This is a genomic window from Deinococcus detaillensis (genome assembly GCF_007280555.1).
GTDB classification, from domain to species: Bacteria; Deinococcota; Deinococci; order Deinococcales; family Deinococcaceae; genus Deinococcus; species Deinococcus detaillensis.
On sequence record NZ_VKDB01000006.1, the window covers coordinates 19,445 to 31,864 of the forward strand.

At 62.4% G+C, this 12,420-nt stretch carries 12 protein-coding genes; 4 read left to right on the forward strand and 8 right to left on the reverse strand.

Annotation, left to right across the window (positions count from 1 at the left end; all coding sequences use genetic code 11):
* Positions 1–38: 38 nt before the first annotated feature.
* On the reverse strand, positions 39–1,865 hold the full coding sequence (locus FNU79_RS07730) for an acyl-CoA dehydrogenase C-terminal domain-containing protein (RefSeq protein WP_143720306.1): 1,827 nt from the start codon (positions 1,863–1,865) through the stop codon (positions 39–41).
* A gap of 194 nt (positions 1,866–2,059) precedes the next feature.
* Between FNU79_RS07730 and FNU79_RS07735 the strand changes: the two genes are divergently transcribed.
* Both FNU79_RS07735 and FNU79_RS07740 read left to right on the forward strand, forming a co-directional pair.
* Positions 2,060–2,503 (forward strand): helix-turn-helix domain-containing protein, encoded by a 444-nt coding sequence (locus FNU79_RS07735; protein WP_143720307.1) that lies wholly within the window; start codon positions 2,060–2,062, stop codon positions 2,501–2,503.
* Between the two features lies 1 nt (position 2,504).
* On the forward strand, positions 2,505–3,197 hold the full coding sequence (locus FNU79_RS07740; protein ID WP_143720308.1) for an ImmA/IrrE family metallo-endopeptidase: 693 nt from the start codon (positions 2,505–2,507) through the stop codon (positions 3,195–3,197).
* An 18-nt stretch (positions 3,198–3,215) separates the two neighbouring features.
* Here FNU79_RS07740 and FNU79_RS07745 read toward each other — a convergent pair whose 3' ends face one another.
* From FNU79_RS07745 to FNU79_RS07755, 3 genes are all read right to left on the reverse strand, one after another.
* On the reverse strand, positions 3,216–3,509 hold the full coding sequence (locus tag FNU79_RS07745; protein WP_143720309.1) for a DUF2461 domain-containing protein: 294 nt from the start codon (positions 3,507–3,509) through the stop codon (positions 3,216–3,218).
* Positions 3,510–3,586: 77 nt separating this feature from the next.
* On the reverse strand, positions 3,587–6,094 hold the full coding sequence (priA, locus tag FNU79_RS07750) for a replication restart helicase PriA (protein ID WP_143720310.1): 2,508 nt from the start codon (positions 6,092–6,094) through the stop codon (positions 3,587–3,589).
* A gap of 179 nt (positions 6,095–6,273) precedes the next feature.
* Entirely contained in the window at positions 6,274–7,599 is a 1,326-nt protein-coding gene (locus tag FNU79_RS07755) for a tetratricopeptide repeat protein (RefSeq protein WP_225429947.1), read from the reverse strand.
* 140 nt (positions 7,600–7,739) lie between these two features.
* Here FNU79_RS07755 and FNU79_RS07760 point away from each other — a divergent pair, with 140 nt between their 5' ends.
* Both FNU79_RS07760 and FNU79_RS07765 read left to right on the forward strand, forming a co-directional pair.
* A complete protein-coding gene (locus FNU79_RS07760; protein ID WP_143720311.1) occupies positions 7,740–8,906 on the forward strand; it encodes a pyridoxal phosphate-dependent aminotransferase in 1,167 nt (388 codons plus the stop codon).
* Positions 8,907–8,976: 70 nt separating this feature from the next.
* Positions 8,977–9,201 (forward strand): hypothetical protein, encoded by a 225-nt coding sequence (locus tag FNU79_RS07765; protein WP_143720312.1) that lies wholly within the window; start codon positions 8,977–8,979, stop codon positions 9,199–9,201.
* A gap of 23 nt (positions 9,202–9,224) precedes the next feature.
* Here FNU79_RS07765 and proB read toward each other — a convergent pair whose 3' ends face one another.
* The 4 genes from proB to FNU79_RS19405 all read right to left on the reverse strand — a co-directional run bounded on the left by proB (position 9,225) and on the right by FNU79_RS19405 (position 12,420).
* Positions 9,225–10,316 (reverse strand): glutamate 5-kinase, encoded by a 1,092-nt coding sequence (gene proB, locus FNU79_RS07770; protein ID WP_143720313.1) that lies wholly within the window; start codon positions 10,314–10,316, stop codon positions 9,225–9,227.
* A gap of 49 nt (positions 10,317–10,365) precedes the next feature.
* A complete protein-coding gene (locus FNU79_RS07775; RefSeq protein WP_143720314.1) occupies positions 10,366–11,043 on the reverse strand; it encodes a DUF6683 family protein in 678 nt (225 codons plus the stop codon).
* 167 nt (positions 11,044–11,210) lie between these two features.
* Positions 11,211–11,822 carry an MFS transporter gene (locus tag FNU79_RS19400; RefSeq protein ID WP_225429948.1) on the reverse strand — a complete coding sequence of 204 codons (612 nt, stop codon included), beginning with the start codon at positions 11,820–11,822 and terminating at the stop codon, positions 11,211–11,213.
* Complete coding sequence (locus FNU79_RS19405; RefSeq protein ID WP_263862365.1) at positions 11,797–12,420, reverse strand: MFS transporter; 624 nt, start codon at positions 12,418–12,420, stop codon at positions 11,797–11,799. Before FNU79_RS19405 ends, FNU79_RS19400 begins: the two co-directional genes overlap by 26 nt.

The window sequence follows — 12,420 nt, forward strand, 5'->3', positions numbered from 1 at the left end:
CACCTAAGAGTAGGAGCCACTTTAAATCAACCTGAACGCTAAGCCGTTGCCATATCCTTTTCCACACCGAACATGCCCATATCCACGTCCAACGACTCGCCGCCCGCTTTGATGGTGGCCGAGAGCATTTTGGTTTCGGGGAAGAGTTTGTCGAAGTAGAATTTGGCCGTTTGCAGCTTGGCCTTGTAGAAGCCGTCCTTGTCTTTGCCCGCTTTTATGGCGTCCAGCGCCACTTTGGCCATCTTGACCCACAAGAAGGCGTAGGTTACGTGGCCCATGTAGCGCAGGTAATCCACGGCGGCGGCGTTGGCTTCGTCCGGGTTTTGCATGGCTTTCTGGCCGATTACCATCGTCAGGGTGGCGATTTGTCCGGCAGCTTTGCCGAGTTGGTCGGCGTAGCCTTGCAGTTCCTCGTCGTCTGCGACTTCATTGACCAGCGCTTCGACCTGCGAGGCCAGCCCCTGCAACTTCTTGCCGCCGTCCATCAGCACTTTGCGGCCCAGCAAATCCAGCGCCTGAATGCTGTTGGTGCCTTCGTAGATCATGCCGATGCGGGCGTCGCGGACAAACTGCTCCATGCCCCACTCGCGGATGTAGCCGTGTCCGCCGAAGACCTGTTGGCTTTGCACGGCGATGTTGAAGCCGTTGTCGGTCATAAAGGCTTTGGCAACGGGCGTCAGCAGCGCCACCAAGTCGGCGGCTTCTTTACGCTTGGCCTCGTCGGGGTGGTGGTGCTCGGTATCTAAGCTCAGGGCCAGCCACAGCGCCATGGCGCGGCCCGCTTCCGAGTAGGCCCGCCCGGTCAGCAGCATGCGGCGCACGTCGGGGTAGCTGATGATCGGGTCGGCTTTCTCGCTGGGCGTGACGCGGGGTTCGTGGCGCATCTGGAGGCGGTCTTTGGCGTAGGCCACCGCGTTCTGGTAAGCGATTTCGCCCAGACCCAGACCCTGCATCCCGGTGCCGAGGCGGGCGGCGTTCATCATGGTGAACATATTGTTCATACCCTTGTTGATTTCGCCCACCAAGTAACCCGTTGCGCCGTCGAAATTCAGGACAGCGGTGGCGTTGCCGTTGATGCCCATCTTGTGTTCCAGCGAACCACACACCACGCCGTTGCGCTCGCCAATCTTGCCGCTCGCGTCCACCAAAAACTTAGGCACCAGGAACAAAGAAATCCCCTTGGTGCCTTCGGGACTGCCTTCCAAACGGGCCAGCACCAGATGAATGATGTTGTCGGTGAAATCGTGCTCGCCCGCCGAGATAAAGATTTTGGTGCCGCTGATGGCGTAGCTGCCGTCACCGTTGCTCACGGCTTTGGTACGGATGATGCCCAAATCGGTTCCGGCGTGCGGCTCGGTCAGGCACATGGTTCCTGTCCACTCGCCGCTGACGATTTTGGGCAGGTACAGCGCCTGCAATTCGTCGCTGCCGTGCGCCACCAGAGCGCTGTATGCTCCGTGCGATAGGCCCGGGTACATGCTCCAGGCCGTGTTGGCCGAGATGTTCATTTCGGAAGTGGCGATATTGACCACGTGCGGCATGCCTTGACCGCCCCATTTGGGATCGGCGTCCAGGCCCGTCCAGCCCGCCTGACGAAACTTGGTGTAAGCGGCCTTGAAGCCGGTTGGCGTGGTCACGTTGCCCTGCGCGTCACGGACGCAGCCTTCCTGATCACCCACCGCGTTGAGCGGCAACAGTTCATTTTCGGCAAAGCGGGCGGCTTCTTCCATGACCTGATCCATCAAGTCGGCGTCGGCAGTCTCGTTGCCCGCGTAATACGGCATGGCGCTGAGGGCTTTGTCGGCCTTCAAAACTTCGTACATCACAAACTTCAAATCGCGGAGCGGCGCTTTATAGCTGGGCATAAGGGTATTCCTCCTGAGTGGGGTGAGGGCTAAATTGTGCTTACTTATACTCAGTCTAAAACCTTTTGGTGTGTATTGCTAGCGGGCATTCGTTAAGGTCACGGGCGACTGTCAGTCCCCTTTCACTTTCTGGCCTGCGCCTTCATTCTCCCGCTGCTTGTGCCGCCCAGCATGGAGGCCTTACGATACGTGTTATGTCCACCGCCCTGACTCCCGCCGAAGCGGGGGCACTGCTGCGCCGCCGCCGCGAGCAAAAGGAGCTGAGTCAGGAGCAGGTGGCAGCGGCGGTGGGCCTTCGCAGCGCCAATTATCTGAGTTACCTGGAAACCGGTAAGGTCAACCTCAGCCGCAGCAAATACTTCATGCCGCTGGCCCAACTGCTGTCGCTGAGTGCCGAGGATGTGGGAGCCATCGCGCCTGCGCTGCGCCTTACCGGACTGGGTTCGCCCACCATGCCGAGGGCGCTGCAAGACGCCGTTGCCGAGTACGGTGACAAATTTCCCGAGCTGCTCGATGCCGATTGGCAAGACACCTTGGCGGGAGCACGCTTCCGGGGCGGCGGGCCGGAAACACCAGAAGATTGGCTGGACTATTACCGCTTTATTCGCCGCTACACCAAGCCGAGGGCCGGAAGCTGATATGGACGAATACCTGTTTCAGCACTTCACCCAGTACGTCGAGCAAGTCCACGCGGGAGCCGAGTATCAGACTGACTTCCGCTTGCTGGCCGCCAATTTGGGCGTCCGGGTGCGGCCCAGCCAGCACAACTCGCTGGTGTGGGGCGAGCCGCCGCTGATTACCCTAAGTGCGGGCGAATACGGCGCACGGCAGGGCTTTAGCGCCATGCACGAAGTTGCCCACCTGCTGCTTAAGGAATGCGGCGCGGAGGCCGAGCTCCTGCACCATTTCGGCGGATTCGAGGAAGCTGCGCCGCACATTGAAGCGTGGTGCAACCACGCCGCCGGACTGCTGCTGCTGCCCGCACCGCTGCTGCAAGCCGCCGAGCGCCAATATGGCTTGAGCGCCCAGACGGTTCTGAGTTTGTATGAAGCTGGAGCGGGCCGGGTCAGTTTGGGAGCGGCCCTGCGGCGGCTGGTCTACGCCGACTCGCAGCGCCGTCTGGCCGCCTTTGTCAGCACCGCGTCTCGGCGGGTCAGTGACCTTGCCAAACTCAATATCGCCCTGCCGTTTTGGTTTGCCGACCCTCTGCCGCGCAGCATTCCCGCCGCCGCCGAGCAACAAAAAACCTTCGCCCTGAGCGGCAGCGAAGGTTCGGTGATGCGGGTGCCGAAAAGAAGCTTGAGTTCAGGCTTGTTGGTGGCGGAGCGCTGAGGTGCTGACTGTACCGGCTCAGCGCCGCGCGGTGGGCGTCACCAAGCTCTGAGCGCGGCCCTGAAAGTAAGCGCTGGCTCCGGTGTTGCTGTCGCGGTCGCGGCGCGAGAAACGCCAGACCAGCTTGCCCACCTGGGTGTTGACTTCCACCCTCGGATCAAGCTCGGTAAGGGCGCTGGTCAGCGTGTCGATGTCGGCCCGCCAATCTTCTTTGCTGACGGTGGTGCTGTGGTGCCCGTAATCTTCCAAAATTTTAATGAAATACCCGCCGTTGCGGTTTTCGGCTTTGTAGCGACCTTGGAGCGTGTTCATCCCTTGAGTTTACACTTAATCTCCGTCCTCAAACACAGGGCCGCTGTGCCGGGAGGCGCTTCTTCATAAAGTTTTCCTTATACTCCCAGCCCGCCGCGCGGCGTCACGTCCACCCGCACCCGCGCTTTGAAACTGCGGTTGAGCGCTTCCAAGAGCGCCGAAAGTCTCGCTTCGTCGCGCACCCGCAGCATCAGGTGATACGGATACAGCCCCCTGACCCGCGTGACCGGACTGGGCGCTGGGCCCAAGACTTCGGCGGAAGTCGCTCCGGCAGCAAACAAGGCCTGCGCCACTTCATCGGCTCCGGCGCTGGCGCGGCTTTGATCGCGGGCGGTGATCAGCACTTGGGCCAGCGTCGCGTGCGGCGGGTAGTGCAGCGCCCGGCGCAACTCGTACTCGCTGCTGGGAAAACTCAGAGCATCGAGCCCGTCCACCACGCTCCTAAGCGCTGGATGCTCGGCCTGAAAGGTCTGAACCAGCAGCAGCGGAGCGCGTTCGGGGTGCCAACTGATGAGTTGCCTGAGCAGCCGGTGGTAGCGTTCCGAGGCGCGGAAGTCCGATAAATTCAGCCACGTATCGGCCAGCGTGATGCCGATCAGGGCCAAGTTGGGCAGCGCTTCTTGCGACAGCAGCGCTTGGGTGCCCACCACCACGCCGCTCTCACCGTTCATCAGGGGCGTCAGGTTGTCTTGGTGGTCTTTGTCGAAGCGGTAGACCGGGCAGCCCGGCAGCAAGGTTCCCGCTTCGGCGGCAATCCACTCGGTGCCGGGGCCTTTGGCGCTCCACATCATCTCGCCGCATACGTCGCAGCGCTCAGGTATGCCCTGCGCGTAGCCGCATTGGTGGCAGGTCAGTTGGCGGGTGTGTTGGTGCAGCCGCAGAGGAATATCGCAGTTGCGGCACTGCGGGGTGTGTTCGCAGGCTGGGCAGCGAATCAGCGCCGAATAGCCGCGCCTCGGAGCCAGCAGCACCGCTTGCCGTCCGCGCTCGGCGACTTGGCGCAGCACTTTGGCGAGGTCGTGTGAAATCGGGTAGCCCGCGCCGCTACTGCGCAGCTGCACTCCACTGAGCGGCCCCATCTCGGGTTGGGCGGCGGGGTTGGCGTAGTCCACGATATGCAGGCGACTGCGCGGCGCGTCCAGCACCACTCCCGCGTGCGGCACACTTTCCACTGCGGGAACCGTACCGACATAAGCCAGCGGTGTTTGCAGGGCGCGGGCCATTCTGGCGGCCAAGTCCGGCACGAACACCCCCGAACCCGACAGCAATTTATAAGCGTCGCTGCCTTCTTCCAGCACCACCACCAGGGCCAGATCGGCGATGGGAGCGGGCAGCGCCAGCGCCGAACCGATGACCAGCCTCGCCGCGCCCGACTGAATCAGTTGCCAGGTGTGTTCGCGCTGCACTTCGCTGAGAACACCCGAAAAGAGCGCGGCCTGTGTGCCGGTTTCCTCAGCCAAACCGCTGAGCGCTTCCCAAGCGCGGCGCAGCGTGGCGGCTTCGGGAGCCAGCACCAGCACGCCGCGTCCGAGCTCCAAGCGGCGGCGAATGCGGGCGGCGAGGCGCACGAAGCGCTCGCGGTCACGCCCGCCGTGCAAGCGCCACACCAGCTCCTCGGGCAAATCATCGGGCACAGGGCGCGGCGCGGCGGCAGGCAGCGGCAGAGCGGGCGGCGGTGCGGGAACTTCCACGCTGTCGGCCCAGCGGCGGGCCAGCACACCGGCAATCTGACTGCCGGACATGCCAGCGGCCTGCGCCCAAGCGCTCTGGGTTTCAAATTGCCCGGCTGCCCTCAGCACCTCCCAAGCGTGGGGCGGCTGAGCGTCAAGTTGTACCGGCTCGGCCCAGCCGCGCTGCAACACCGCCATCACCACGCTGCTGCCCACGCCCGCTCGCCGCCCCCACTCGCTCAGGCCGCTGACTGGGCCATGTTCGCGCAGCCATTCCCAGGCTTTTTGTTGCCGGGCTGTCAGCGCAATTGGACTAGAAGCCAGGGCTTGCCAAGCGGTCTGAACGCGCTGCTCGGCGGGAACCTGCGCCCAAGGCCGCGCCCTGTAGACGCCAGTCATACGTGGCAGCAGGGTGAAGTCTTCTTCCAATAGACCCTGTTCGCGCACGGCATCAAGCAGGGTTGCAGGAAAAGTACTGGCGTCTGTCCAATCGGGTGTGGGCGTGTGTAGCCCAAAAACGCTCAAATCGGCGTCCTGCACAGCACGGACGCGGTGGCGGTAGCGCGGCGTGAGTCCGACGCCCAGCAAGTCCGAGAGCAGCAAGCCGGTGGGCACCCGTGAAAGGGCGCTGAGGCTGGCTACGCCTTCCAGAAAGCCCTTTCCGACCCACGCCGCTTCGTCTAACACGCCCGCCACTTCGCGCAGCTTGTGTCCGCTGCCTGCGCCGCCGCCCACCACCACGCCCAGCGCCAAGTCACCGCGCCAGGGCACCAGCACCCTCCGGCCCAGCGGCAGCGCCTGTGGGCCGTGCAACGCGGCAAAATCGTAAGCTGGCAGCGGCAACGGCAGCGCCACCGACCAGACAGCGGCGGTGGGCGAAGTGGCAACGGGAGAAGCAAGCAAAGCGGCAGACATGCGAGCGGCAGTATCCCGCCTCGGGGGTGTGCAGGTCTGTGGGCTAAGGCGGGGGGTACTGAAAATTTATAAAAAGTTGGACTCTATGTTAAACAGTCCGTTTAATCGAGACCTTGGAGAACTGCATATTCAGACGTCAAAAATTTCGTAAAACGGAGCGCCTTTTGTGATGAGTGACCTCACCGCATCCGCTGTACGCCGTCGAGTGCCAATTGATAATTTGGAGCGAGCCGAGCAGCGCGGCTGTAAGAGTCCAGCGCCTTAATTTTATCGGGGGCGGCGTCTTGTCCAGAGCGCTCGTAAGAAAGACCTAAGTAATACAAGTATTCGGGCGTGGTGCTGGCCAGCGCCACTGACTTGGTGAGATTGTTGCGGGCTTCTTTTAAATTGCCCTGATCGAGTTCTAAGCGGCCCATATAATAATAAAACTCTGGGTAACGCAGTGGATCGAGCTTGATCGAGGCCATAAGCTGGGCACGGGCGGTTTTGGCGTCTTTGGCCAAATACGACACCACCCCGTATTGGCCCACCGCATACGGATTTTGAGGCGCGACACGGGCCGCCTGCGCCGCTTCAGATTTGGCGGCGTTGATATTACCGCTCAGGGCCAACAGCTTGGCATAATAAGCTCGGTTAAAGGGATCGCCGGGATCAGCAATGACCGCCAACTGTAAATAGTTAAGCGCCTGCGGAATATCGCCGGTGGCGTAATACATATCGCCGATATTGTACAAGATGATGCCGTTATCGGGATTAAGGGTGTTGGCCTTCTTGAACGTCTCAATGGCTTTATCACTTTGCTGCTGCAAACGGTAGATATAGCCGCGCTCATTATAAATCTTAGATAAATTGAGATCGAGTTTATCGCTTTCGCCGCCGCGTGTCGCTGCTTCGCCCGCGTCCAGCACCTTGAGGGCGGCGTCTAAGTTGCCCAAAATAGGATTGCGGTCGGAGGTGCCGACGTACTGAGCCTGATACGCCTGCGCCAGGGCCAAGTAACCGCTGACATTGCGCGGGTCTTGCGCCACTAGCTTTTTGAGGGTGTCGAGCGCCGGTCCGTAGAGCCGCAGCCGCGACTGGGTGCGTCCCAACCCCAAGAGCGCTCCACTGATAGAGGGGTCGGCCTCCGCCGCCGTGCGGAATGCCAGATAAGCGTCGCCGAAATTGCCTTGGTCGTAGTACAGCACGCCCAGCGCCACATAATTGGCGGCGGGTGGCCTCGGCTTGGCAGGTAAGCCGGCAGCCGGAGCGGGCGCGGCGGGGACGCTCGGGGCGGTGGTCGCCGGAGGCGTAGAGCTTGGAGCAGCCGGCGCGGCGGTTTGTGCGGCGCTCAGTGTTAGGCCCAGCGCCACGAGCAAGGCGGCAGCGCGGCGGCTTTGAGAGTGGCGGCGCTGGACTGAACTTTGGGGACTTAAACCATGAGCCAAACACGAATCCAAAACAACCTTCGGCCACGCCGAACGGGGTGCCAGATTCGGGGCCATCTTTGCGTTGCTGTTGGGCATCGCCGCTCAGTATAGGGAGTTTTAGAGGGGCGGGCGTGAAAAAGAAGTGATGCAGGCAAATCTGGAGGTGTGGGCAGCGCCTTTTTCCAACTCCAGACGCCGCCTCAAGGTTCAGGGGTCTGGACGCTTATGATGCGGTCATGACGACGCCGATTCCTATTTCACTTTCGCAAAAAGTGCAAAGTCTCAAGCCTTCTTCTACGGTGGCGGTCACGTCGCGGGCGCTCGAACTCCAGCGCTCCGGCGTGGACATTCTCTCGTTGTCGGTGGGCGAGCCGGATTTTGATACCCCGCCGCATGTGGTGGCGGCGGCCAAAGCGGCTTTGGATGCGGGCAAAACCCGTTACACCAACGTGGGCGGCATTCCTGAACTGCGTGAAGCGATTGCCACCAAACTCCAGCGCGAAAACGGCCTCAACTACGCTCCTGAAGCGGTGGCCGTCACCAGCGGCGGCAAGCAAGCGCTGTTCAACGCCTTCTTTGCTCTGCTTGACGCGGGGGATGAAGTGCTGATTCCCGCGCCGTACTGGGTCAGCTATCCCGAAATAGTGTCTTTTGCGGGCGGCGTGCCGGTGGCGGTGCCGACCACGCCCGAAAGCGGCTATCAGTTGGACGTGGAGGCGCTGCGGGCTGCCGTCACTTCCAAGACCAAGCTGATCGTCATCAACAGCCCCAGCAATCCGACCGGGGCGGTCTATCCGGAACAGACCTTACGGGCGGTGGCTGAGCTGGCCCGTGAAAAAGACCTGCTGATCATCACCGACGAGATGTACGAACACATCGTCTACGACGCCCAGCACGTCAGCATTGCCCGCTTTGCGCCGGAACGCACCCTGACCATCAACGGAGCCAGCAAAGCCTACGCCATGACCGGCTGGCGCATCGGCTACGCGGCGGGGCCGCTGCCGCTGATTCGGGCCATGAACGCCATTCAGAGCCAGAGCACCAGCAATGCCAACAGCATCGCCCAGTGGGCGGCGGTGGCGGCCATCAGTAACAGCTGCGAATTCATCGAGCGCAGCCGCGCCGCCTTTTGGGAGCGCCGTGACAGGATCGTGGCGGGCCTTAACGATCTGGGGTTGCCGACGCCCACTCCGCAGGGCGCGTTCTACGTGATGGCCGACACCACGTCCATTCACTCCGATGAACTGGAGGCTGCGAGGATCATCTTGGACGAAGCGCGGGTAGCCGTCGTACCCGGCACCGACTTTGCCGCGCCGGGCCGGGTGCGCCTGAGTTACGCCGTGAGCATGGAGACGATTGAGGAAGTGCTGCGCCGATTCGCAGCGCTGCTGGACAGCCGTTAAGCGGGCTTCATGAACGCTTGAAGCCCGAACTTCTTACCCAGTCTCAGCTTGTCAGCGGTATCATGACAACATGTCAAGAGCGTTTACCAAAGAAGACAGCGGGATTCGCTGGGAAGCGCCCGCCGAGGCCAAAGCCTACCGAGTGCTGTGGGACGGCAGCGGCGAAAACGACGTGCTGCGCGAGTCTGATGATTTGCTTGAGCTGCTGAAATGGGCCCAGGCGAGGGAGCAGGGGAGATACCTTGTGCAGAGTGCGGACGGCAAAGTGCTGGCGCAGGTGCTGGAAGCGGCCTAAACGCCGTGCTACAGCAACACCAATTACAGCAACACCAAATCGTCTCTGTGCACCACTTCTGGCCCCTGATTAAAGCCCAGTGCGGCCTCGATGGCGCTGCTGCGCAGGCCCACGATGCGGCGCAAATCCGCTGAGCGGTAGCGGGTCAGGCCGCGTGCCATCTCCTCGCCGCTGGGCGCAAACAGACGCACGGTATGGCCGCGCTCGAATTCGCCTTCTACGCCGCGCACGCCCACGGCCAGCAAACTGCTGCCGCGCTGGCGCAGCGCTGAGGCCGCTCCCTCGTCGAGTATGACTCGCCCGCTGGCAATTTCAGCCAGAATCCAGCGCTTGCGGGCTTCGAGCCTGGAGCCGCCCGCCACGAAACGGGTGCCGATGGCCTCGCCCGCCGCCGCCCGCAGCAGGGCGTTCTCGGCGTCGCCAGGAGCCACGATGACCGGCGTTCCGGCGCGGGTAGCGATTTCGGCGGCCTGAATTTTGGTGTGCATCCCGCCAGTCCCTCTGTGTGAGCCAGCGCCGCCTGCCAAAGCCCACACCGAAGCGTCGATGCTGCTCACTTCAGGAATCAGCACGGCGTCGGGGTGGCTGCGCGGGTCGGCGGTATACAGGCCCGGCGCGTCGGTGAGAATCACCAGCAAATCGGCTTCGGCTAAGTTGGCCACGAACGCCGAGAGCGTGTCGTTGTCGCCGACTTTGAGCTGGGCAGTGGCCACCGCGTCGTTTTCGTTGATGATCGGCAGCACGCCCCACGCCAAGCAGCTGTCGAGGGTGGTGCGGGCATTCAGGTAGCGGGTACGGTCTCGGAAGTCGGCGGCGGTCAGCAGCACTTGGGCCACCTTGAGGCCGTAAATCTCGGCGAGGGTGGCGTAGGTGTGCATCAGCACGCCCTGACCAACTGCCGCGAGCAGTTGTTTTTCGGCCACGGTGCGGGTGCGCGGCGGAAACCCCAGCGCTTCCCAGCCTGCCAGTACCGCCGCCGACGTGACCAAAATGACTTGGTGCCCACCGGATTGCAGCGCCGCGATCTGGCGCACCAAATCCACCATCCGGGGGCGGTCGAGGCGGTCAGAGCCGCCAGTGAGCACCGAAGTGCCGAGTTTGAGAACGACGCGCATAGCTTAAGAGTCTAGCGGGGTGCAGCGGGGGTTGTGGCCTGAGGCGCACTCAGAGTTTCATGCCCTTCAAGACAATGGCGGCCAGCGCTTTGGCGGTGGTGGTCAGTTCAGCGCTGGCGTCGTCCGCGCCGCTTTGGGCAATGGCGGCGATCAGTGCGCCGGTCATCACCGACGTTTCGTACATCGCCTGAAGATCGCTTTGTTTGCCTTTCATCACGCCGGAATCCACCAGCAGGTCATTGAGGCCGCGCTGCAACGCTTCCGTTTCGGTTTCACCCAGCTCCACGCTGGTCTGCACCTGAAGACTGATGCCGATCAGCAAGGTCAGTCCGCTGGCCAGATTGTTTTTCCGAAACTCCGGAATGCTCTGGGCCGCGTTGAAAAGTTGCAAACAGGCGTCGGCCATCTGCTTTTGGTCGCTCGCCTTTTGCACCATCGCCGCGCAGTTTTTTTGCTGGGTCGGAGCGCCCTTGAAGGCAAAATCGGTTTTGGAAAGCTCGTATTTGTATTTGACGGGCGTGGCGGGCGGCTTCAGGGCTTGCTGAACCACCTTGGCGGTGAAATCGGGTCTGACGGTGGCTGCCACATAGCCCACCGAGCGCTGCGCGAAGCTCTGGTAATTTTGAAAGGAAGGCGTGAAAAATTGGGCCTGTCCGCTGCTCAGCAACGCGCCCGCCGCCAGCATCACTTGCCACCTGTTCCGTTTGCCGTGCCGGACGTTGCCCATCCTGTCTCCTCAAGTTTCGCTCAAAAGAATGACGAAGTGGCGGAACGCCGTTTTGAAAACTCCTCACAGCCTTTGATTCAGTGCTTATTGGGTAACAATCATAGCTGACCTTCCGTCTATTTTCAAGAAAAGGCGCTGAGTTTACCGATTTAGAGAGCAACTCCTGGTCAGGCCGCTTGATTTGGCGCTTTCAACTTGCTGCCCGTGAAGCTCAGGGCCAGCAACGCCGCACCGACGAAGGCAATCGCCAGCGAACCCCACACGAAACCCTGCGCGGGGTGGGTGTCGGGCGCAGCCAGCAGCAGCGGACTGAGAAACTGGCCCAAAAATACCGCGCTGCTCATGCCTGCCACGATGCGCCCGCGCCATGCCGCCGGGGTGATGTCGGCCAGCCAGGTGTAGAGGTTGGGCAGCACCAAGCCGCCGCCGAGGCCGCCCAGCACCAGCGCGGGCAGCAGAGCGGCAATGCTGTGGGCCTGCGTCACCACACTCCAGCCCGCCGCCAGCAGCAAAAAGCCGAGTGCTGCTGCCCGGCGCGGATCGAAGCGGCCCGAAAAACGCGAGTACAGCAGCGAAGTGACTGCTGCCACCAGCGTAAAAGTGCCGAGCAGCAGCCCGGTGCTGGCGGGCGCGGCCCCCAAGGACTTCATCAAAAATGGCCCCTGCGCGGGCATCAAATAAAACACCACCATGTAAGCCAGCGCCAAAGCGTAAACCAAGCCGATGGCGGCCCAGCGCGGCTTTTCACCGAGGTCAAGGCTGCGATGTGGCTTGGGCACGCCCCCAGGCAACTTGAAGACCAACGGCAACAAGCAGAGCGCCACCAAATAAATGCCAAACGGCGCACGCCAGCACCCCGCCGAGCGGCAGCAGCACCGCGCCGCCGAAACTGCTGAAGGCCGCTTGCTGACTCAGAAACTGGCCGCGTGCTGGGCCGCTGAAGAAGTCGTTGATCAGCGCTCCGCTGGCGGTCATGGTGCCCGCGACGGCGAGGCCCAAAACGACGCGCCCCACCAAGAGCATTCCCAGCGAGCTGACCATCAGGCCGCTGGCTCCGCCGAGGGCGTACAGGAGCAGCGAGCCGATCAGCACGGGCCGCCGTCCGTAACGGTCTGCCAACACGCCGCTGAGTGGAGCGCTCAGCGCAATCGCCAGGCCCACGATCGTCAGCGCCAGTTTGACGAGCAATTGGACATTGGGCTGCGAGGCGAAGTGATCTTGCATCGCTGGCAGCGCGGGCGCGATGGTGGCTCCCGCCATGATGGTCAGCGCCGAGAGCAGCAGCAAGGTCAGGCGGATTGAAGCCTCTGGCGCTGCGCCCTCTTGGTCTTTGAGCGGCGTAGCAGAGGAAGCGGTGGCGGGAGCGGTTCGGGTCAC

Bases quoted from the DNA above. Each gene is read 5' to 3' on its own strand.
- proB (WP_143720313.1), bottom strand. From the start codon at position 10,316: ATGCGCGTCGTTCTCAAACTCGGCACTTCGGTGCTCACTGGCGGCTCT.
- FNU79_RS07755 (WP_225429947.1), bottom strand. From the start codon at position 7,599: ATGCCCAACAGCAACGCAAAGATGGCCCCGAATCTGGCACCCCGTTCG.
- FNU79_RS07745 (WP_143720309.1), bottom strand. From the start codon at position 3,509: ATGAACACGCTCCAAGGTCGCTACAAAGCCGAAAACCGCAACGGCGGG.
- FNU79_RS07765 (WP_143720312.1), top strand. From the start codon at position 8,977: ATGTCAAGAGCGTTTACCAAAGAAGACAGCGGGATTCGCTGGGAAGCG.
- FNU79_RS07735 (WP_143720307.1), top strand. From the start codon at position 2,060: ATGTCCACCGCCCTGACTCCCGCCGAAGCGGGGGCACTGCTGCGCCGC.
- FNU79_RS07730 (WP_143720306.1), bottom strand. From the start codon at position 1,865: ATGCCCAGCTATAAAGCGCCGCTCCGCGATTTGAAGTTTGTGATGTAC.
- FNU79_RS07740 (WP_143720308.1), top strand. From the start codon at position 2,505: ATGGACGAATACCTGTTTCAGCACTTCACCCAGTACGTCGAGCAAGTC.
- FNU79_RS07760 (WP_143720311.1), top strand. From the start codon at position 7,740: ATGACGACGCCGATTCCTATTTCACTTTCGCAAAAAGTGCAAAGTCTC.
- FNU79_RS07775 (WP_143720314.1), bottom strand. From the start codon at position 11,043: ATGGGCAACGTCCGGCACGGCAAACGGAACAGGTGGCAAGTGATGCTG.
- priA (WP_143720310.1), bottom strand. From the start codon at position 6,094: ATGTCTGCCGCTTTGCTTGCTTCTCCCGTTGCCACTTCGCCCACCGCC.